The sequence below is a fragment of the Pseudomonas sp. P1.8 genome, assembly GCF_001269805.1.
GTDB lineage: Bacteria > Pseudomonadota > Gammaproteobacteria > Pseudomonadales > Pseudomonadaceae > Aquipseudomonas.
The window spans coordinates 1-21,146 of record NZ_LHVM01000003.1 but is presented as its reverse complement, the minus strand read 5'-3'; the positions used below and the strand labels follow the sequence as shown (position 1 = coordinate 21,146).

Annotated in this window: 17 protein-coding genes; all 17 read right to left on the bottom strand. The window is 60.3% G+C overall.

All coding sequences use genetic code 11. The features are described 5' to 3' along the window. Positions 1–91 precede the first annotated feature (91 nt). Entirely contained in the window at positions 92–826 is a 735-nt protein-coding gene (locus AD668_RS00920) for an amino acid ABC transporter ATP-binding protein (protein ID WP_053153291.1), read from the bottom strand. Then, a complete protein-coding gene (locus AD668_RS00915) occupies positions 819–1,778 on the bottom strand; it encodes an amino acid ABC transporter permease (RefSeq protein WP_053153287.1) in 960 nt (319 codons plus the stop codon). Before AD668_RS00915 ends, AD668_RS00920 begins: the two co-directional genes overlap by 8 nt. Positions 1,779–1,906: 128 nt before the next feature. Then, the gene (locus tag AD668_RS00910) at positions 1,907–2,704 is read right to left on the bottom strand and encodes a transporter substrate-binding domain-containing protein (protein WP_053153284.1); all 798 of its coding nucleotides are present in this window, start codon (positions 2,702–2,704) and stop codon (positions 1,907–1,909) included. A gap of 192 nt (positions 2,705–2,896) precedes the next feature. Continuing rightward, positions 2,897–5,467, bottom strand: a complete 2,571-nt coding sequence (gene mdoH, locus AD668_RS00905; protein WP_053153281.1) for a glucans biosynthesis glucosyltransferase MdoH — start codon at positions 5,465–5,467, stop codon at positions 2,897–2,899. Next, positions 5,460–7,277 carry a glucan biosynthesis protein G gene (locus AD668_RS00900; RefSeq protein ID WP_053153378.1) on the bottom strand — a complete coding sequence of 606 codons (1,818 nt, stop codon included), beginning with the start codon at positions 7,275–7,277 and terminating at the stop codon, positions 5,460–5,462. The genes mdoH and AD668_RS00900 overlap by 8 nt, the downstream gene beginning before the upstream one ends. Positions 7,278–7,598: 321 nt before the next feature. Next, positions 7,599–8,036: a D-aminoacyl-tRNA deacylase gene (gene dtd / locus AD668_RS00895; protein ID WP_053153280.1), complete on the bottom strand. Its 438-nt coding sequence runs from the start codon at positions 8,034–8,036 to the stop codon at positions 7,599–7,601. After that, complete coding sequence (gene pip, locus AD668_RS00890; protein ID WP_053153277.1) at positions 8,033–9,004, bottom strand: prolyl aminopeptidase; 972 nt, start codon at positions 9,002–9,004, stop codon at positions 8,033–8,035. Before pip ends, dtd begins: the two co-directional genes overlap by 4 nt. Before the next feature lie 283 nt (positions 9,005–9,287). Continuing rightward, positions 9,288–10,091 carry an N-formylglutamate deformylase gene (gene hutG, locus AD668_RS00885; protein ID WP_053153275.1) on the bottom strand — a complete coding sequence of 268 codons (804 nt, stop codon included), beginning with the start codon at positions 10,089–10,091 and terminating at the stop codon, positions 9,288–9,290. Next, complete coding sequence (gene hutI, locus AD668_RS00880; RefSeq protein ID WP_053153272.1) at positions 10,084–11,307, bottom strand: imidazolonepropionase; 1,224 nt, start codon at positions 11,305–11,307, stop codon at positions 10,084–10,086. Before hutI ends, hutG begins: the two co-directional genes overlap by 8 nt. Positions 11,308–11,408: 101 nt before the next feature. After that, the gene (hutH, locus tag AD668_RS00875; protein WP_053153269.1) at positions 11,409–12,941 is read right to left on the bottom strand and encodes a histidine ammonia-lyase; all 1,533 of its coding nucleotides are present in this window, start codon (positions 12,939–12,941) and stop codon (positions 11,409–11,411) included. A gap of 117 nt (positions 12,942–13,058) precedes the next feature. Further along, positions 13,059–14,582, bottom strand: a complete 1,524-nt coding sequence (gene hutH, locus AD668_RS00870; protein ID WP_053153267.1) for a histidine ammonia-lyase — start codon at positions 14,580–14,582, stop codon at positions 13,059–13,061. A 135-nt stretch (positions 14,583–14,717) separates the two neighbouring features. Then, entirely contained in the window at positions 14,718–15,548 is an 831-nt protein-coding gene (locus AD668_RS00865; RefSeq protein WP_053153262.1) for a glycine betaine/L-proline ABC transporter ATP-binding protein, read from the bottom strand. Next, positions 15,545–16,396 carry a proline/glycine betaine ABC transporter permease gene (locus AD668_RS00860; RefSeq protein ID WP_053153259.1) on the bottom strand — a complete coding sequence of 284 codons (852 nt, stop codon included), beginning with the start codon at positions 16,394–16,396 and terminating at the stop codon, positions 15,545–15,547. The genes AD668_RS00865 and AD668_RS00860 overlap by 4 nt, the downstream gene beginning before the upstream one ends. A gap of 70 nt (positions 16,397–16,466) precedes the next feature. After that, the gene (locus tag AD668_RS00855) at positions 16,467–17,435 is read right to left on the bottom strand and encodes an ABC transporter substrate-binding protein (RefSeq protein WP_053153255.1); all 969 of its coding nucleotides are present in this window, start codon (positions 17,433–17,435) and stop codon (positions 16,467–16,469) included. A 69-nt stretch (positions 17,436–17,504) separates the two neighbouring features. Then, on the bottom strand, positions 17,505–18,974 hold the full coding sequence (locus AD668_RS00850; protein ID WP_053153252.1) for a cytosine permease: 1,470 nt from the start codon (positions 18,972–18,974) through the stop codon (positions 17,505–17,507). 139 nt (positions 18,975–19,113) lie between these two features. Continuing rightward, a complete protein-coding gene (gene hutU / locus AD668_RS00845) occupies positions 19,114–20,781 on the bottom strand; it encodes a urocanate hydratase (protein WP_053153248.1) in 1,668 nt (555 codons plus the stop codon). 154 nt (positions 20,782–20,935) lie between these two features. Then, positions 20,936–21,146: hypothetical protein (locus AD668_RS29750; protein WP_218187246.1), on the bottom strand; the 211-nt coding region annotated here is incomplete at its 5' end.

Genomic DNA, 21,146 nt, shown 5'->3' with positions numbered 1-21,146 from the left:
CAGGCTGGCTCCCACAGGGTTTGGCATCAACACTACAAACTCTCTGTGGGAGCCAGCCTGCTGGCGATTAGCGACCCCAAGGCCGCGGCCTTTAGAGAACCTGCCGCAAAAACGCCTGCGCCCGCGGATCCTTCGGCGAATCGAAGAACTGCGCTGGCGACGCATCTTCCAGCAACTTCCCGTGATCGAAGAACAACACCCGGTCCGCCACTTCCCGGGCGAAGCCCATTTCGTGTGTGACACACACCATGGTCATGCCTTCCACAGCCAGGTTCTTCATGACGTCCAGCACTTCGCCGACCATTTCCGGATCGAGCGCCGAGGTCGGCTCATCGAACAGCATGACCTTGGGCTCCATCGCCAGCGCCCGGGCAATCGCCACGCGCTGCTGCTGTCCGCCGGACAGGCGTGATGGGAATTCGTTGGCCTTCTGTGCAATCCCGACCTTTTCCAGCAATGCCATGGCTTTGGCCTCGCGCTCTTTCTTGCCGCGCTTGCGCACGACTTTCTGGGCCAGGCAGAGGTTTTCCAGCACGGTCATATGCGGGAACAGGTTGAAATGCTGGAACACCATGCCGACTTCGCGGCGATAGGCGTTGACGTCGGTTTTCGGGTCGGCCAGTTGCAGGCCGTCGATGCTTACCGAACCCGAGTCGAACTCCTCCAGTCCATTGAGGCAACGCAGGAAGGTCGATTTGCCGGAGCCGGAGGGGCCGATCACCACCAGCACTTCGCCTTTGGCGACGTTGGTGCTGACGTTATCCACCGCACGCACCACCAGCCCGCGGGTGTCATACACTTTTACCAGATCACGGACTTCAATCACTTTGCGCGAGCCTCCGCTCAAGACGGCTGGCGATTTTCGACAGCGGCAGGTTGATCAACAGGTACAGGCCGGCGACGCAGAACAGGATTTCGAACGGTGAAAACGAAGTGGTGATGACTTCACGGCCGCTTTTCAGCAGTTCGGTAATCGCGATCACCGACACCAGAGACGTGTCCTTGACCAGGCTGATGAACTGCCCGGCCAGCGGTGGCAATACGCGCTTGAAGGCTTGCGGCAACACCACGTGGCGCATCGACTGCCCGGCGCTCAAGCCCAGCGAACGCGCGGCTTCATTTTGGCCACGAGCAATCGACTGCACGCCGGAACGGATGATTTCCGCCACGTAGGCACCGGTAAACAGCGACAACGCGGCGATCCCGGCGAATTCCCGGGACAGGTTCATCACCGTGCCGATGAAGAAGTAGAAAATGAAAATCTGCACCAGCAGCGGCGTACCGCGCACCAGTTCGACGTAAATCGTCGAGAGGTCGCGCAGGGTCGGGTTGTTCGACAGACGGCAAAGGCCGGTCGCCAAGCCAATCAGCAGACCCAGAACGCCCGACACGACAGACAACCAAAGCGTCGTCCACAGCCCCCACAACAGCGGTCCGGCGGCCCAGTGCCGGGTCACGCCAATCACGTCACCTTCAGCCACGTCATCGCCCTGAGCGACTTGCAGGCTGTTGTCGTCAACAATCAGGTGTTGTTCTTCACCCGCGTCATTGCGCAGGGTGACCTCAGCCTTGTCGCCCTTGCGCACCAGTTCGCTGACAGTGGAAATGTCGGCAGCGCGCTGGGACTCTTCGGCGTGATAGGCGAAATATTGCGGCACGCGGTTCCAGCGCCATTCGTAGGACATCAGCGAGGTGGCGTAATACAACGCGCCGGCCAGGCCGATCAGCACCAGCACGGTCAGCACGTGCCAGGGCCATTGGGCTTTTTTCAGTGTCATTGCAAGTTCCGGGTTTGTGTTGCCTTGAAGGCCATCATCGCCAGCAGGCTGGCTCCCACAGGGGAATGCATTTCATTGTGGGAGCCCGCCTGCTGGCGATGGGAGCGACTCGGTCTTTCTGACCGGCCTTATTCCATGTCCTTGAGCCACTCGGTGCTCTTGAACCACTTGTCATGGATGCGATCGTAGGTGCCGTCTTCGTGGATCTGGTGCAGGAAGTTGTTGATGAAGTTGATGCTGTCGTAGTCACCCTTCTTCAGGCCGAAAGCCAGTGGTTCGTAGGTGAACGGCTTGTCGAGGAACACCAGCTTGCCGGCGCCGACCTTGTTCACCGCAACGACGTTGTACGGTGCGTCGTAGATGAAGGCATCGGCCTTGCCGTTGACCACGTCGAGCACGGCTTCCTGCTCGTTGTCATAGCCGTGGTACTTGGCTTTTGAGATCAGCTTCCTGGCGACCATCTCGCCGGTGGTACCCAGCTTGGAAGTGATGCGGTAGTCGGCAGTGTTCAGATCTTTGTAGGACTTGATGGTGCCCTCCAGCTCTTTGCGGATCAGCAGGGTCTGGCCGACCACGATGAACGGTTCGCTGAAGTTCAGGCGCAGGTTGCGTTCCTGAGTCAGGGTCATGCCGCTACCGATCATGTCGAATTTGTCGGTCAGCAAGGCCGGGATGATGCCGTCGTAGCCGGTAGACACCAGCTCCAGCTTGACGCCCATGGCCTTGGCCATGGCTTTGAGAAGGTCGACTTCGAAACCGATGATCTCGCCGCGCTTGTTGGTCATTTCGAAGGGCATGTAGGTCGGATCCATGCCGACTTTCAATGTGCCGCGCTTGACCGCGTCATCGATGGCACCCGCTTGCGCCGTGCTGACTGCGACCAATGCCGTGACGCCGACCAGCAGCATCGACAGATACTTCTTCATCTTAAAGTCCCCAAAAACATTGCGTTGTGAGGCGCGCAAAAAGGCAGCTCCCCTGAAGGAAACACACCCCTACGGACAAAAATTATCCGGGCACACCAATTCGGGGACGGATCCTAACGCACTCGTCTGTTTGCACAAGGGTTTGGGGACGATCAGGCAAAAAAAACCCCGCTGGATAGCGGGGTTTTTTCATCAGGCCGGTTGTGCCTGCACGCTCAAGGGCTTGAGCGGCAGCAGCGGCGCATGGGGATCGGCCTTGACCGATTTGCGCCACGCACCGAGCCACTCAGGGTGACCTTCGCTCCAGACCTGCTCATGCAGGCGCGCCAGAGCCACCGGGTCGCTGAGCAGTTGCACACGCTCATTGTTGGTCAACCCTTCAGGGCCGACTTTCATGGCGTGACGAACCCGCTCGATCCGCAGCCACTCGATCGGCTCGGCCTGACCGTGACGAGAAGTCGCCAGCGAGCACGCCAGGGCGTTCTGCTGTGGATCGACCACTGCCCGGACGAAGCCGTCGTTCAGCGCATGCCAACGGTTTTCGTGGGTGTACTGGTCAGTCGCCAGCAACGCCTGTGGCGGATTGTATTCCTCAGGGATCAGGAACAGGCTTTCGTCACGGGACTTGAGGCCCAGGCCAACTCGACTGGAGATCACCGACACCGGGATCGACAGCATCAACGAACCGACGATCGGTACCAGCCACCAGAGAAAGCTCGGGTTCAGCCAGATCACCAGCAAGGCCCAGAAGAAGCCCAGCAAGGTTTGCGGACCGTGGCGTTTGACCGCTTCGCTCCACGGCGTGGAGTCGTCGTCACGTTGCGGCGAGTTCCAGGTCGCGGCCCAGCCCAGGAACGCGGCGAGGACGAAACGGGTGTGGAAAATCATCCGCACCGGCGCCAGCAGCATGGAGAACAGCATCTCCAGCAGCATCGACAGGGTCACCTTGAACTTGCCGCCGAACTCTTTCGCACCCTTGGCCCAAATCAGGATGATGCTCAACAGCTTCGGCAGGAACAGCAGCACGACAGTGGTCGAGAACAGCGCGATCGCTTTGTCCGGATGCCATTGTGGCCACAGCGGATAGAGCTGGCGCGGCTCAAGGAAGTATTGCGGCTCCATCAACGTATTGACCGCCAGCAGCGCCGTCGACAATACCAGGAAGAAGAACCACAACGGCGCCGACAGATAAGACATCACGCCGGTCAGGAACACCGCACGGTGCACCGGGTGCATGCCCTTGACCAGGAACAGGCGGAAGTTCATCAGGTTGCCGTGGCACCAGCGACGGTCACGCTTGAGTTCGTCCAGCAGGTTCGGCGGCAGCTCTTCGTAGCTGCCCGGCAAATCGTAGGCAATCCATACGCCCCAACCGGCACGACGCATCAGCGCGGCTTCAACGAAGTCGTGGGACAAGATCGCACCGGCAAACGCACCCTTGCCCGGCAACGGCGCCAGGGCGCAGTGCTCGATAAACGGCTTCATGCGGATGATCGCGTTATGGCCCCAGTAATGCGACTCGCCCAGCTGCCAGAAGTGCAGACCGGCGGTGAACAGCGGACCGTACACACGGGTCGCAAACTGCTGCATGCGCGCATACAGGGTGTCCATGCCCGACGCACGCGGCGCGGTCTGGATGATCCCGGCGTCCGGCGTGGCTTCCATCAAACGCACCAGACTGGTCAGGCACTCACCGCTCATCACCGAGTCGGCGTCGAGTACGACCATGTACTTGTAGTCACCGCCCCAGCGACGGCAGAAGTCGTCGAGGTTGCCGCTTTTACGTTTTACGCGACGACGACGGCGGCGATAGAAGATCTTGCCGAAGCCCCCGGCTTCGCGGCAAACATCCAGCCAGGCCTGTTGCTCGGCGACACAGATATCGGCGTCGTTACTGTCGCTGAGGACGAAGAAATCGAAACGGTCCAGGTCACCCGTGGCCGCAACCGACTCGAAGGTCGCCCGCAGGCCGGCGAATACCCGCGGCACGTCTTCGTTACAGATCGGCATTACGAGTGCGGTGCGCGCATCTTTCGCAATCGGCTCGTTACCGGCACTTTTACCGGAGATACGGTACTTATCGTGACCGGTGAGCAACTCAAGGAACCCCATCAGCGCGGTCCAGAAACCGGCCGAGACCCAGCAGAACAAAATCCCGAACAGGATCAGGATGCTGGTCTGCAAGGCATACGGCAGCACTTGCGTGGCGGTTTGCAGCAGCGGTTGATGCAGCACTTCGTTGAGGTCGACGAACGACCAGCCCTGGTAAGGCATGATGCCTTTCATGTACCAACCGGCGACGATGGTCTGGCCGAGCATCAGCACCAACAGAATGTAGCGACGGATCGAACCTACGGTGCGCCAGCGTGCGGCCGGCAGGACACGTTCGTCCTTGGGCGGCTTCGGCGGGTTGGTACGACCGGTCATCCGGCGCCAGCCTCGCACCAGGATGTTGGTGCGCCACGGCTCCGGCACGACCTTGGTGCGGCGAATCGGCGGGGTCGCCTTGAGGCAGATCCGACCGCTGGCGTCGAGCGCCAGCATTTCCGCGTCCTGCAATTCTTCGGCAGTGCTCAGCGTCAGGCGCTTGCCCACCGAAGCCTGAGCGGCCTCGGTCGGGGCGTCGAACGTCGATGACGACAGGCGTTCATGCAGTTCGCTGAAGGACTGGCAACCGGCGAGTTCCGCACGTTGCTGGTCGCTCATCGGCAGATGCGCCAGATACTCGGCAAGAGTTTCTGGCTGTACTTGGGAATTACTCATCGGCAGGCAACTGATAGCTCCAGGTTTCGGTCAGGACTTCTTCAGTCGGTGCCGATTCCGGTGTGACTGGGGCCGCGCCGGCAGCGGCAGGCTGCTGGGCGTCTTTGTTGTTGGCCTTGTCCTTGGCATCTGCAACCGGCTTGACGTCGGCCTGCTTGGCCTCGGCGGCCTTGGCTTCCTTGTCGGCTTTTTCCTGCTGCTTGGCGGCGACTTTGTCAGCCTTGGCAACGGAGGAGTTGGACGCTGGAATCGAAGTCTTGGCCAGGTCCGCAGGCACGATGTTCTGCACCAGCGCGGCACGCATTTCAGTAGCCTTGCCCGGATCCTTGATCTTCATACGCAGCGTCAGGCGCCAGCCCTTGGTTTCAGGGTTGTAACGCACACTGTTCTCGACCAGTTCGGCGTTATCACCAACGCTGACCTGACTGCGAACCTCCGCATCGGCTGGCAAAGCAGCCAGGGACGGACCTTCGAAATCCACCAGGTAAGCAACGCTGCCGTCCGGCTGACGAATCAGGTTGGACTGTTTGACGTCACCGGTAGAACGCAGGGTCTGCTTGACCCAGGCGCTGTCCGGGGCGTGGATCGAAGCCTCGTCCATGGTCCAGTGCATACGATAAGCGACATCGAGCGGCTGACCAGGTTCCGGCAATTTTTCCGGGTTCCAGAAGGCTACGATATTGTCGTTGGTTTCGTCGGCGGTCGGAATTTCGACCAGATCGACGGTGCCCTTGCCCCAATCACCCTTGGGCTCGATCCAGGCGCTCGGGCGCTTGTCGTAACGGTCGTCGAGGTCTTCATAGTGGCTGAAGTCGCGGCCGCGTTGCAGCAGACCGAAACCACGCGGGTTCTCGACCGAGAAGTTGCTGACAGCCAGGTGTTTGGGATTGTTCAGCGGACGCCAGATCCACTCGCCGTTACCGGCATGGATCGCCAGACCGCTGGAGTCGTGCAGTTCACGACGGTAGTTCAGCACTTTCGACGGCTGATTGGCGCCGAACAGGTACATGCTGGTCAGCGGTGCGATACCCAGTTTGCCGACCTTGTCACGCAGATACATCTGCGCCTTGACGTCGACAATGGTGTCACTGCCCGGACGCAAGGTCAGGCGATAGGCGCCGGTGGCACGCGGCGAATCCAGCAGTGCAAAGATCACCAGGTGCTTGTCGCCCGGTTTTGGCTGTTGAATCCAGAATTCGCGAAAACGCGGAAACTCTTCTCCGGACGGCAAGGCGGTATCGAGTGCCATGCCGCGGGCGGACAAGCCGTAGACGTGACCCTTGCCCACGACGCGGAAGTAGCTCGCGCCGAGCATGGTCATGATTTCGTCTTGCTTGTCGGCCTTGTTGATCGGGTACAGCACACGGAAACCGGCATAGCCCAGTTGTTCGGTGGCCTTAGGATCAAAGTTCAGGTCGCCAAAGTCGAAACGACTTGGGTCGTATTTGATTTCTTCGACGGTGTTCGCGGTGATTTCATTGATTTTCACCGGCGTATCGAAATGCATGCCCTGGTGATAAAAGGACAGCTTGAACGGCGTCTTTTGATCAGCCCATTCGGCTTTTTCGGTCAGAAAACGGATTTTCTGATAGTCCGCGAATTTCATTTCACGAAATTCGTTCGGCAGGTTACTGCGCGGCGCTTCGTACTTCTGCCCGGCCAGCTCTTTTGCCTTGACCGACACATCATCCAGATTGAATGCCCAAAGTTGGCCGGCGCTGAGCAGGCAGAGCAGTGCAGAGCCCGCTACCAGTGCGCTACGTAACCGTTTGGCAGACAATTTTGGTGCATTACAGGGACTAACAATCACGAGCAACCCTCGCCGAAAACAGATCAAAAAACCAACGGCCAGTTGAAGGGTTTGTGCGGATCCCGGCGTAAAAAAACCGGCCTTACAAACCACTCTTGCCAAGTTGGCGAGCATTGTTCCGACTCCGCTGGGGCAAAATGATTCCCCAATCGGATCAGGACAAGTCTCTACCTAAGTCAAAATGGACCAACGAACGCCGATCCCCGTAGCGCGCGATTATCTAGTAGGCCGCGTTACAACGCATCAGGCGTAACAAAGTATTTATCGGGGAAAACGCCTGTTTTCAGCCGAAAAGCGCTTAAAAAGATGTTTCAAGGGCTTTCAGGTCTGTAACAGGAAGGTAACCGGGCCATCGTTGACCAGGTGCACCTGCATATCCGCGCCGAATCTACCTGATGCCACAGTGCCATGCACCTGTTTCGCTTTGTCTAATAGGTAGTTGAAAAGTTCCTCTCCCTGGGCCGGAGGGGCCGCGGTCGAGAAACTCGGACGCAGCCCGCTCCTGGTGTCGGCGGCGAGGGTGAACTGAGAGACCAGCAGCAACCCGCCGCCGACATCCGCCAGGGACAGGTTCATCTTGCCCACGGCATCGCTGAATACCCGATAGTTAAGCAGCTTATTTAGAAGTTTGTCGGCACTGGCCCGAGTGTCTTCGGGCTCGACGGCCACCAGCACCAACAAACCCTGATCGACGGCACCCACCACCTCGCCCGCTACCTCGACCCGTGCTCCACGCACCCGTTGCAACAAGCCTTTCATGCTTCTTCGGGCGCCAGGTCGAGCAGGCGGCGCGCCATCTGATTGGCGGCCCGAACCAGCGCGTCAGTGATGCCTGGCTCGGAAGCGGCGTGACCGGCATCACGAATCACCTGCAGTTCACTGTTCGGCCAGGCCTGGTGCAACTCCCAGGCGTTGTCCAACGGGCAGATCACGTCGTAGCGACCGTGCACGATCACCCCCGGCAAATGGGCGATCTTGCCCATGTCGCGAATCAACTGGTTCGGTTCAAGGAAAGCGTTGTTACTGAAGTAATGACACTCGATGCGTGCGATGGACAACGCACGCTGCGGCTCGGAGAAACGATCGACCACCAGCGGGTTCGGACGCAGGGTTGCGGTGCGCCCCTCCCACGTGGACCAGGCCTTGGCCGCATGCATCTGGGCAATCTGATCGTTGCCGACCAGGCGCTTGTGGAAAGCCTTGAGCAAGTCGTCACGCTCGTCCAGCGGGATCGGCGCGATGTAGTCCTGCCAGTAGTCGGGGAACAGACGACTGGCGCCCGCCTGGTAGAACCATTCGATTTCCTGCGTACGGCAAAGAAAGATCCCGCGCAGGATCAGACCGTGCACCCGTTCCGGGTGAGTTTGCGCGTAGGCCAGCGCCAGGGTCGAACCCCAGGACCCGCCAAACAGCACCCATTTTTCGATGCCCAGATGCTGGCGAATCCGCTCAAGGTCGGCAACCAGATCCCAGGTGGTGTTGTTTTCCAGACTGGCGTGGGGAGTGGAACGACCGCAACCGCGCTGGTCGAAGGTGACAATGCGGTACAGGTTCGGATCAAAGAAGCACCGACTCTGGGCATCACATCCGGCACCGGGGCCACCGTGGATGAACACCACCGGCAAACCTTGCGGAGAACCGCTTTCATCGACATACAGGGTGTGGGTCGCATCGACAGCCAGATCGTGCCGGGCGTAGGGTTTGATCTGCGGGTACAAAGTCTGCATTGCGCGCTCCGTAAGGGGTCGAGGTCATCCCTGGGGGGACTTCTATTATTCTGCCGTGGGGCATCATAAACCCGATTTACGTCAATGAGCATGCCCAGCCTGGCAAGAGTTCGCAATCAAACCTGTGGCGAGGGAGCTTGCTCCCGCTGGGCTGCGTAGCAGCCCCAAAACCCTTCAACCGAGTTTTGTCAGATACACCTGACTGTCCGGGTTTACGACGGCTTCGCCGCCGGACGGGAGCAAGCTCCCTCGCCACAAAAGCCCACTTGCCAGCGTTTCGTGTTTAAGCGCTGTAGTGCTTTTCGCCCCACGCCAACAACCCTTGCAGCAATTCCTTCAACACAACCTGCGTCGGCTGCGCCAGGTCCGGCCGGTAGCGGAACGGCTCGAACTCTTCCATATACGTGCACTGCCCCAGCTCCAGCTGCACGGCGTGGATGTTTTCGGCCGGGTTGCCGTAATGCCGGGTGATGTGGCCGCCCTTGAAGCGACCGTTCAGCACGTGGGTGTATTGGTCATGACGCGCACAAATGGCTTCCAGTTGCGTCGCCAACTGCTGATCGCAACTGGCGCCATTGAAGGTGCCGAGGTTGAAGTCCGGCAGCTTGCCGTCGAACAGGTGCGGGATGATCGAGCGGATCGAGTGCGCATCGAACAGCAGCGCGTAGCCAAATTCGGCCTTCAGACGCGCCAGCTCGTTTTGCAGTGTGCTGTGGTACGGCGTCCAGATCTGCTCCAGATAAATCGCGCGTTGTTCTTTGGAAGGCTCCTGCCCTTCGCGGAACAACGGCACGCCATCGAACAACGTGGCCGGGTACAGGCCGGTGGTCGCGCCGACATATAACGGTTTGTCGTCGGACGGGCGGTTAAGGTCGATAACGAACCGCGAATACTCGGCGGCCAGGGTACTGGCGCCCAGTTCGGCGGCGAAGTCGTAGAGCTGCGGAATGTGCCAGTCGGTGTCCGGCAGGCTTTTCGCGTCAGGGATCAACCCGGCTTCGACCGCAGGCGTCAGGCGCACGCCAGCGTGGGGCATGCTGATCAGCAGCGGCACGCGGCCTTGTTTGAAGTTCAGAACCTTATCCACAGCAGATCTCCTGCAAACTTGATTCGACGCCGTGGCGCACGACGCGTTTTTCCAGGTCGCCGCCGAGCCAGTAACACAGGTCGGCCGGACGATCGATTTGCCAGGCGACGAAGTCCGCGACCTTGCCGACTTCCAGCGAACCATGGGTGTCGGCCATGCCCAATGCAGTGGCGGCATGGATCGTCGCACCGGCCAGGGCTTCTTCCGGGGTCATGCGCAAACAGGTGCAGGCCATGTTCAGCATCAGGCGCAATGACAGCGCCGGCGAGGTGCCGGGGTTGAGGTCGCTGGCGATGGCGATTTTCACGCCGTGCTTGCGCAGGGCTTCCATCGGCGGCAATTGGGTTTCGCGCAGGAAGTAAAAGGCCCCGGGCAACAGCACCGCGACGGTGCCGGACTTGGCCATGGCGATGGCGTCGTCTTCGGTCATGAATTCCAGGTGATCGGCGGACAACGCCTGGTAACGCGCCGCCAGACTCGAGCCGTGCAGCGACGACAGCTGCTCGGCGTGCAGCTTCACCGGCAAACCCAGCTTCTGAGCGGTGATGAATACGCGCTCGACCTGCGCCGGGGAGAACGCCAGGTACTCGCAGAACGCATCCACGGCGTCCACCAAGCCTTCGGCGGCCAGGGCCGGGAGCATTTCAGCGCAGATGTGATCGATGTAATCGTCGGCACGATCGGCATATTCCGGCGGCAAGGCATGAGCCGCCAGACAGGTGCTGCGAACGCTGACCGGCAATTCTGCACCGAGGCGACGGGCCACACGCAGCATCTTGCGTTCGTTGGCCAGGTCCAGGCCGTAGCCGGATTTGATTTCGATGCTGGTAACGCCATCGCGCATCAGGCTTTTCAGGCGCTTGGCTGCGCTGGCGAACAGCTCGTCTTCACTCGCAGCGCGGGTGGCACGCACTGTGCTGGCGATGCCGCCACCGCTGGCTGCGATGTCCGCATAGCTGACGCCTTGCAGACGCTGCTCGAATTCGCCGCTGCGGTTACCGCCGAACACCGTGTGGGTGTGGCAGTCGATCAGGCCCGGCGTGACCCAGGCCCCGTTCAAATCGTTGACCGCCGGGTACTCGCCCGCCGGCAGTTCAGCGCGAGGGCCGATCCACTCGATGAGCGCACCGGACGTCACGATGGCCGCGTCCTCGATAATCGAGTAGACGCCTTGGGCCATGGTTGCGACGTGGCAGTGTTGCCAGAGGATTTTCATCCCTTAGTCTCCACAGTATTCAAAATCGAATCGCCAGCAAGCCGGCTCCTACAGGGTGAATACGAACCCCTGTAGGAGCCGGCTTGCCAGCGATGGGGGCATCACAGGCTAGGCAAAAGCTTGGTTGGAACCAGCTCAGTCAGGCACCGCGAAGCCAACAGTTCAGTCGCCGCATTGATGTCCGGTGCAAAGAACCGGTCCTTCTCATAAAACGGCACTTCTTTACGCAGAATGGCGCGAGCCTGTTCCAGTTTGGTCGAAGTCTTCAGGCCATTGCGCAAGTCCAGCCCCTGCACCGCCGCCAGCCATTCCACCGCGAGAATCCCGCGAGTGTTCTCGGCCATTTCCCACAGACGCTTGCCCGCCGCCGGAGCCATGGAAACATGATCTTCCTGGTTGGCGGAGGTCGGCAGACTGTCCACCGAATGCGGATGGGACAGTGCCTTGTTCTCGCTGGCCAGAGCAGCAGCCGTCACCTGGGCGATCATGAAACCGGAGTTGACGCCGCCATTGGCCACCAGGAACGGCGGCAGTTGCGACATGTGTTTGTCCATCATCAGCGAGATGCGACGCTCGCTCAGAGAACCGATTTCAGCGATGGCCAGCGCCATGTTGTCGGCCGCCATGGCCACCGGTTCAGCGTGGAAGTTGCCGCCGGAAATCACATCACCTTCAGCAGCGAACACCAGCGGGTTGTCGGAGACCGCGTTGGCTTCGACGGCCAACACTTCGGCGGCCTGACGGAACTGAGTCAGGCAGGCGCCCATGACTTGCGGCTGGCAACGCAGGGAATAAGGGTCTTGCACCTTCTCGCAGTTCTCGTGGGAATCGGACACTTCACTGCGCTCTCCCAGCAGATCGCGGTAAGCAGCGGCGGCGTCGATCTGGCCTTTCTGACCACGGGCCGCGTGGATGCGTGCGTCGAACGGCGAGCGCGAGCCCAGGACCGCTTCAACGGTGAGGCCGCCGAGAGCCAAGGCACCCGCAAAGAGATCTTCGCCTTCGAACAGGCCACGCAGGGCAAACGCGGTCGACACCTGCGTGCCGTTGAGCAGCGCCAGGCCTTCTTTGGCGGCGAGGGTCAGCGGAGTCAGGCCGGCGACTTTCAGCGCTTCGGTGGCTTCCATCCACTCGCCCTTGTAGCGCGCCTTGCCTTCGCCCAGCAGCACCAGCGACATGTGCGCCAGAGGCGCCAAATCACCGGACGCACCGACCGAGCCTTTCAAAGGAATGTGCGGATAAACCTCGGCGTTGATCAGCGCGATCAGCGCATCGATCACCACGCGACGAATGCCGGAGAAACCTCGGCTCAGACTGTTGACCTTGAGCACCATGATCAGGCGGACCAGCTCATCGCTGATCGGCTGGCCGACACCGGCGGCATGGGACAGCACCAGCGAACGCTGCAGATTCTCCAGGTCTTCGCTGGCGATGCGGGTCGAGGCCAGCAGGCCGAAACCGGTGTTGATCCCGTAGGCGGTACGGTTCTCGGCGAGAATTTGTTCCACGCAGGCAACGCTGGCTTCGATCTGCGCCGAGGCGCTGTTGTCGAGGGTCAGTTGTACCGGCTGTTGAAAGACATCACGCAGCTGAGCGAGGGTCAGTTGGCCGGGAATCAGGTTTAGGGCAGTCATTTATGTGCTCCTTTTGAGAGTTTGTTATCAACTACCAGACGCTCCGGAGATGTCCGTTGTCCGTCGCGTCTACCTTATGGGGAGCCGCGCCTTGGCACGCTGGTTTTTGTATGGAAATCAGTTCAGGTTCGGCAAAACCTTGTGCAGCAAATTCGCTTCTTTCAAAACGCCAGCAGCAGCGGCAATATCCGGCGCCAGCCAACGATCCTGATCGTAAGCCGGAACGCGCTCACGCAGCAGACGCCACGCGGCATCGGTGCCCGCGCCGAAGCGTTGTTCCTTGAGGAATTCGAACGCCTGGGCTGCCAACAAATACTCGATGGCAAGGATCTGCGTGCAGTTTTCCAGTGCGCGATGCAGCTTTAGCGCAGCGTTGGTGCCCAGGCTCAGGTGATCTTCCTGAAGGCCCGAGGTCACGTAGTTATCCAGCACCGCCGGCTGCGCCAGTTGGCGGTTCTCCGCGCACAGCGAAGCAGCCACGTATTGCACGATCATCATCCCGGAATTCACACCCGGGTTGGCCACCAGAAATGCCGGCAGACCACTGACGTGCGGGTTGATCAAGCGGTCCAGACGACGCTCGGCGATGGAGCCGATTTCTGCCATCGCGATGGCCAGCAAGTCCGCTGCCATTGCCACGGACTGACCGTGCGGGTTGGCCTGGGAAACAACGCGGTAGTTATCCGCGGTGCCCAACACCAATGGGTTATCGGTGGCGCTGTTGAGCTCGGTTTCGATTTGCTTGATCGCGTGCACCAGTTGATCGCGCGCGGCGCCGTGCACCTGCGGGATCGAGCGGATGCTCAGAGCGTCTTGCGTGCGGATGCCCTTGCTCTGGGCGATCACTTCACTGCCGTCGAGCAAGGCTCGCAGGTTGATCCCGACCTGTTGCATGCCCGGGTGCGGCTTGAGCGCGATGATCTCGGCGTCAAACGCATCGATTTGTCCGCGCTGAGCTTCAAAACTCATGGCGCCGACCACGTCGGCCCATTCCAGCAGGCGCGTGGCATCGCCAATCGCCAGGCAGCTCAGGCCGGTCATGCACGGCGTACCGTTGACCAGGCACAAACCATCCTTGGCACCCAGCTTGACCGGTTGCAGGCCTTCTTCAGCCAGCGCTTGCTGCGCGGCAACGATCTGCCCGCGATAGCTGACGTTTCCGACGCCCAGCAGCGCGATGCCGATGTGGGCCATGTGGGTCAGGTAGCCCACGGAACCCTGGGACGGCACTTGCGGGGTGATGCCACGGTTGAGCAGCGCCAACAACGCTTCGACGACCTGGCGGTGCAGGCCGGATTTGCCATGGCTGTAGTTGATGACGGCGGCGCACATGATCGAACGGGTCTGTTCGTTGGTCAGCGGTGTGCCGACGCCGCAGGCGTGGCTGAGCAGCGTGTTGCGCGACAACTGGCTGAGTTGCTCGTCCTGCAGCGAGACGTTGCACAGCGCGCCCAGCCCGGTGTTGATGCCATAGGCGCGTTCGCCGCTGGTAACGATGCGCTGGACGATGGCCTGAGCGTTTTCGATGCGTGCCCAGATCGGCGCCGACAGCTCAAGCGGTGCGCCATCGCGGGCCACGGCCACCACATCCTGCCAAGTGACTTGCGCTTGGGTGATAACGATTTTTTCAGCCTGGGACATCTTTAACCTCGTACCTGAATATTGATGCAGCTTCACTGACCCCATCGCTGGCAAGCCAGCTCCTACAGGGATTGTGTACACCTTGTAGGAGCCGGCTTGCTGGCGATGGGGGCCAGCACAACCACCACAAATTTCTTAAACCACCGCCGCCCGACGCTGCACAAAGCGGTCGACATACTCATCCGCCGGCGAATGCAGGATCTCTCGCGGCGTGCCGACCTGGATCAGGCGGCCGTCCTTGAGAATCGCGATGCGGTTGCCGATGCGCACGGCCTCGTCGAGGTCGTGGGTGATGAAGACGATGGTCTTGTGCAAGGTCTTTTGCAGCTCCAGCAACTGGTCTTGCATCTCGGCGCGGATCAGCGGATCGAGGGCGCTGAACGCTTCGTCCATCAGAATGATGTCGGTGTCCGCCGCCAGGGCGCGAGCCAGGCCGACACGCTGACGCATGCCACCGGACAGCTGATGCGGGTATTTGTTTTCGTAGCCCTTGAGGCCCACGGTGTTGATCCAGTGCAGCGCCCGTTCGTTGCACAGGGCTTTGCTTTCGCCACGGATTTTCAAGCCATAGGCGACGTTATCCAGCACGCTCTTGTGCGGCAACAGGCCGAAGCTCTGGAACACCATGCTGATCTTGCGCCGACGAAATTCGCGCAGGGCTTCCATGTCGTATTGCAGGATGTCCACGCCGTCCACCAGGATCGCGCCGCTGGTCGGATCGATCAGGCGGTTGAAGTGGCGCACCAGAGTGGATTTTCCTGAACCCGATAACCCCATGATCACGAAGATCTCGCCGCTGCCGATGCTCAGGGACAGATCGTTCACGCCGACCACGCAACCCGTCTCGGACAGCACTTGCTCCTTGGTCTTGCCCTGGCCGACCATGGCCAGCGCGTCCTTGGAACGGTTACCGAAAATCTTGAAGACGTTTTTGACTTCGATCTTGCTTACGGATGCGTTGTTCATTTGCTCACCTCATGCCGTGGCCGACCGTACGCCTGTGTAATGCGGTCGATGACCACTGCCAGAATCACAATCGCCAAACCCGCCTCCAGGCCGCGTCCGACGTTGAGGGTCTGAATCCCCACCAGTACGTCTTCACCCAAACCACGGGCACCGATCATCGAGGCAATCACCACCATCGACAGGGCCATCATGGTGGTCTGGTTGATACCCGCCATGATGCTTGGCAAGGCCAGCGGCAGTTGCACGCCGAACAATTGCTGCCAGCGGTTGGCACCGAAAGCGTTGATCGCTTCCATCACTTCGCCGTCAACCTGGCGAATGCCCAGGTCTGTCAGGCGGATCAGCGGCGGTGCGGCATAGATCACCGTGGCGAAAATCGCCGGGACCTTGCCCAGACCGAACAGCATCAGCACCGGGATCAGGTACACGAAGCTCGGCATGGTCTGCATGATGTCCAACAGCGGCATCAACACCGAACGCAGGCGATTGCTGCGCGCCGAGAGGATGCCCAGCGGGATGCCGATCAGCACCGAAATGACCGTCGCCACCATCATCAGCGCCAGGGTCTGCATCAGTTTGTCCCAGAGGCCGACCGCGCCGACCAGGAACAGCAAACCGACGATCACCGCGGTGGTCACCACCTTGCGGGTTGCGTGCCAGGCCACGCCGGCCACGATCGCCAGCATCAGCCACCACGGTGCCGCACGCAGCAGGCCTTCGAGATTGACGATGGCCCACAACAGGGTGTCGGAGATGCTGCGGAACACGTCGCCGTAATTGGTTACCAGCGAATCGACCCAACCGTTGACCCAGTCGGCGATGGAAAAGGTAAAGCTTTCGGGAAACATAAGAGACTCTCAATCAAGGGGTTGCGATCAAGCATCAGACTGCCGTTGCCGGCAGTCGGAGAAGCCCGACCTACAAGGCCGCGTCGATTTTCCTGGCAGCGTCTTCGCTCACCCACTGGCGCCAGACTTCAGGATGTTCCTTGAGGAAGATTTTCGCCAGTTTCGGCGAAGCAATCCGCTCCTTGGCCATGCGCCCCAGGTTCTGGTTCAGCAGGTCGATCGGCAGGTTGACCTTTTCCAGTACGGCCACCAGTTCCGGGGCTTCGTCATGGAAGGTCTTGGACAGGCCGACCTTGATGGTCACGGTCTTGTCCACGCCCGGTTTTTCTTCAAGCTTGACCAGGTCGACCTGGCCCATCAGCGGCGTCGGCGACCAGTAATAGAACAGGATCGGCTCTCCGCGCTTGTAGCTCGACAGCACGGCGGCATCCAGCGCCGGGCCGGTGCCTGGGCGGAAGTTGGTGTAGGTGCTTTCCAGGCCGTAGCTTTTGAGCATTTCGCTGTTGTCGAGCTCACAGGTCCAACCGGCCGGGCAGTTGTAGAAGCGGCCTTTGGTCGGCTCTTCCTGATCCTTGAACACCGTGGCGTACTTGCCCAGGTCGGCGATGTTTTTCAGGTCTGGCGCCTTGGCTTCGAGCTTGCGGCTGGCATCGCCTTCGATCACGTAGCGCGGCACGTACCAGCCTTCGACAGCACCGACTACAGGAGCGCCGACACCGACGACCTTGCCGGCCTTCTCGGCCTTGTTCCAGACCTCGCTGCGGCCGACCCATTCTTCGGCGAATACTTGAATATCGTTGCTGCTCAGGGCGTTTTCCATGGTGATGGAGTTACCCGGCAGGCTGTCGGTCTTGCAGTCGTAGCCTTTCTCAAGCACGACCTGCAACACGTCGGTCAGCAGCATGCCGCTTTCCCAGTTCAGACCGGCGAATTTCACAGGTTTCCCCGACTCGCACCAACCCGCCGCCTGCGTGGCGCCGGCGCTGGCCAGCAGGCCCATGGAAAGCAATGTGGTCAGCAGGGTCTTGTTCGATTTCATTGTCTTGACGCTCCTAATCATGAATGGGCTTACGGCAGTCAAAAGGCATCCAGCCCTGTCCACGTCCAGTCAGGCCTGCGCCGCAGCGCGGCCGGTGCTCAGCTTTTGTTCGATGACGGCGTCCTGCTCGACCGGCAGGATCAGTTGATCGGGCACTGTGCCGTGCCATTTTTTTGCGCACAGGTAATACAGGGCGGCGGGCAGCACCAGGCCGATGATCCAGGAAATATCCACTCCCCCCAGGGCATCCACCAGCGGACCGGTATAGAACTTGGAGGAGATGAACGGCAGCTGCACCAACACACCGAAAACATAGACGCTGATCCCGAGAGTGTTCCAGCGGCCGTAACGACCGTTCGGATCGGCCAGCGCCGGCACGTCATAGCGTTCGCGGGTGATGCAGTAGTAATCCACCAGGTTGATCGCGCTCCAGGGCGTGAAGAACGCCAGCAAGAACAGGATGAAGGACTTGAATGCACCGAGGAACGAGTGCTGGCCGAGCAACGCCATCAGGGTCGCAGCACCGACGATGACCAGCACGAACACCAGACGCTGCAAGCGCGTTACTTTCAGCTCACCGCGAAAGCCGCTGATGATGGTCGCAATGCACATGAAGCTGCCGTAGGAGTTCAGCGTGGAGATGGTGACCTTGCCGAACGCGATGCTGAAGTACAGCAGCGCAGCGGTAGCACCGGTACCACCCAGACCAACGATGTAGGCCACTTCGTGGCCGGCGAATTGCCCGTTGGCCGACGCGGCAGCGAACACGCCGAGAACCATCGCTACCTGTGCACCAATGACCGAACCTGCGCCTGCGGCAAAAAAGGTCTTTACCGAGGAAACTTTGCTCGGCAAGTAGCGGGAATAGTCAGCCACATAGGGGCCGAAGGCGATCTGCCAGGACGCCGCGAGCGACACCGCCAGCAGGAAACTGCTCCAGCTGAAGTGGCGGATTTGCAACAGCGCGCCAACGTCAACCTGGCTCATCAGACGGCTGAACAGATAAACAAAGGCAATCACGCCAATGACACTGGCAACACGGCCGATCCAATGGATCACCCGATAACCGAGCACCGTGACCAGCACGATGACACTGGCAAAAAGCAGGATGCCGACGGTGTCGCTGACCCCAAACAACTGGCCCAGCGCCTGGCCGGAAAGCACGGTTCCCGTTGCGGTAAAGCCCAGGTACATCAAGCAGACCAGCACAATCGGGATGGCCGCGCCATAAACGCCGAACTGCACCCGGCTGGAGATCATCTGCGGCAAGCCAAGCTTGGGCCCTTGCGCCGCATGCAACGCCATCACGCCACCGCCGAGCAATTGCCCGATCAGCAAACCGATGAGCGACCAGAACACATCACCGCCGAGCACCACCGCCAATGCGCCGGTGACAATCGCGGTGATTTGCAGGTTGGCCCCCATCCACAGGGTGAACTGGCTGAACAGACGACCGTGTCTTTCCGCTTCCGGGATGTAGTCGATCGAGCGTTTCTCGATCAACGGTTTGTTGCCTGCACGTTCGCTGGTGACAGCCATGGTTCAACCTCTGTGGATTGTTATTGTGGGTTGGACAATCCCCTGTAGGAGCCGTCTTGCTGGCGATCCATGCGGCGCGGTGTGTCTGGTGCAACGCACTGATGCTATCGCCAGCAAGCCGGCCCCTACAGGGCAAGCATTACTTGCCGGTAATCATCGGCAGGTTCAGCCCTTGTTCCTTGGCGCAGTCGATGGCGATCTGGTAACCGGCATCGGCATGACGCATAACGCCAGTCGCCGGGTCGTTGTGCAGAACGCGAGCAATGCGCTCTGCCGCTTCGTCCGTACCGTCGCAGACAATCACCATGCCCGAATGCTGGGAGAAGCCCATGCCGACGCCGCCGCCGTGGTGCAGGGAAACCCAGGTCGCCCCGCTCGCGGTGTTCAGCAGAGCGTTGAGCAGTGGCCAGTCGGACACGGCGTCGGAACCGTCCTGCATCGATTCGGTTTCGCGGTTCGGGCTGGCTACCGAACCGGAGTCCAGGTGGTCACGGCCGATGACGATGGGTGCGGACAATTCACCGCTGCGCACCATTTCGTTGAACGCCAGACCCAGCTTGGCGCGCAGACCCAGGCCAACCCAGCAGATACGTGCCGGCAGACCCTGGAAGCTGATGCGCTCGCGGGCCATGTCCAGCCAGTTGTGCAGGTGGGCGTCGTCCGGGATCAGTTCTTTGACCTTGGCGTCGGTCTTGTAGATGTCTTCAGCGTTGCCCGACAGTGCAGCCCAACGGAACGGGCCGATGCCACGGCAGAACAGTGGACGGATGTAAGCCGGTACGAAGCCCGGGAAGTCGAATGCGTTTTCCACGCCTTCTTCCTGAGCCATCTGACGGATGTTGTTGCCGTAGTCGAAAGTCGGTACGCCCATTTTCTGGAAGTCCAACATCGCTTTGACGTGCACGGCCATCGATTGCTTGGCGGCTTTGATCACAGCAGCAGGCTCGGTCTTGGCACGAGCGCGGTACTCGTCCCAGGTCCAGCCGGCCGGCAGATAGCCGTTGAGCGGATCGTGGGCGCTGGTCTGGTCGGTGACCATGTCCGGGCGCACGCCGCGCTTGACCAGCTCCGGCAGGATTTCAGCCGCGTTACCCAGCAGCGCGATGGAGATCGCCTTGCCTTCTTTGGTGTATTTGGCGATGCGGGCCAGTGCGTCGTCGAGGTCGGTGGCTTGCTCGTCGACGTAGCGGCTTTTCAAACGGAAATCGATGCTGACCTGCTGGCATTCGATGTTCAGCGAGCAAGCGCCGGCCAGGGTTGCAGCCAGCGGCTGTGCGCCACCCATGCCGCCCAGGCCAGCGGTCAGGACCCACTTGCCTTTCAGGTCATCGTTGTAGTGTTGGCGACCGGCTTCGACGAAGGTTTCGTAGGTGCCCTGGACGATGCCCTGGCTGCCGATGTAGATCCAGCTGCCGGCGGTCATCTGGCCGTACATGGCCAGGCCTTTGGCGTCCAGTTCGTTGAAGTGTTCCCAGCTCGCCCAGTGTGGCACCAGGTTGGAGTTGGCGATCAGTACGCGAGGAGCGTTGCTGTGGGTCTTGAACACGCCGACCGGCTTGCCGGATTGCACCAGCAGGGTCTCGTCGTCGTTCAGGTTGGTCAGGCTTTCGACGATCTTGTCGTAGCATTCCCAGTTACGCGCTGCACGCCCGATACCACCGTAAACCACCAGTTCTTTAGGGTTCTCGGCGACTTCCGGGTCGAGGTTGTTCATCAGCATGCGCAGCGGCGCTTCGGTCAGCCAGCTCTTGGCGGTCAGCGTGTTACCGCGGGCAGCGCGGATTTCAACGTCACGAAATTTAGTCACGAAAAGAACTCCTCAGCAATCAATCCAAAACCAACCCAGGCAGTGGGCGAGCAAGCCGATGGACATCAGTGCACACCGGCGAATCAGTGGACGACGGTTGAGTCTTCATGACTCATACGCATACGTCTTTACTTGTACATACAAGCATATGCAATCAAGCGGCCAACTTGCTGGATGGGTGTTCAAGAAAAACTCTGAAATGGCTGGAGAGCGCCTGAAACAAGGGTTCTGGCGAAGATGAAATTTTCTGCGGGGATTTTTTGGAGGTCGCGACGATTGTTACTGAAGCGTGGTTTTGAGCCACGCTGGGGCGTTCGGTAACAAAGTGGTGCGCGATGGGGAACAGCTTTTCGTAGGAGCCGGCT

Coding starts and splice junctions, on each gene's coding strand:
- AD668_RS00915 (WP_053153287.1), bottom strand. CDS start 1,778: ATGACACTGAAAAAAGCCCAATGGCCCTGGCACGTGCTGACCGTGCTG.
- AD668_RS00910 (WP_053153284.1), bottom strand. CDS start 2,704: ATGAAGAAGTATCTGTCGATGCTGCTGGTCGGCGTCACGGCATTGGTC.
- mdoH (WP_053153281.1), bottom strand. CDS start 5,467: ATGAGTAATTCCCAAGTACAGCCAGAAACTCTTGCCGAGTATCTGGCG.
- dtd (WP_053153280.1), bottom strand. CDS start 8,036: ATGAAAGGCTTGTTGCAACGGGTGCGTGGAGCACGGGTCGAGGTAGCG.
- pip (WP_053153277.1), bottom strand. CDS start 9,004: ATGCAGACTTTGTACCCGCAGATCAAACCCTACGCCCGGCACGATCTG.
- hutI (WP_053153272.1), bottom strand. CDS start 11,307: ATGAAAATCCTCTGGCAACACTGCCACGTCGCAACCATGGCCCAAGGC.
- hutH (WP_053153269.1), bottom strand. CDS start 12,941: ATGACTGCCCTAAACCTGATTCCCGGCCAACTGACCCTCGCTCAGCTG.
- hutH (WP_053153267.1), bottom strand. CDS start 14,582: ATGTCCCAGGCTGAAAAAATCGTTATCACCCAAGCGCAAGTCACTTGG.
- AD668_RS00865 (WP_053153262.1), bottom strand. CDS start 15,548: ATGAACAACGCATCCGTAAGCAAGATCGAAGTCAAAAACGTCTTCAAG.
- AD668_RS00860 (WP_053153259.1), bottom strand. CDS start 16,396: ATGTTTCCCGAAAGCTTTACCTTTTCCATCGCCGACTGGGTCAACGGT.
- AD668_RS00855 (WP_053153255.1), bottom strand. CDS start 17,435: ATGAAATCGAACAAGACCCTGCTGACCACATTGCTTTCCATGGGCCTG.
- AD668_RS00850 (WP_053153252.1), bottom strand. CDS start 18,974: ATGGCTGTCACCAGCGAACGTGCAGGCAACAAACCGTTGATCGAGAAA.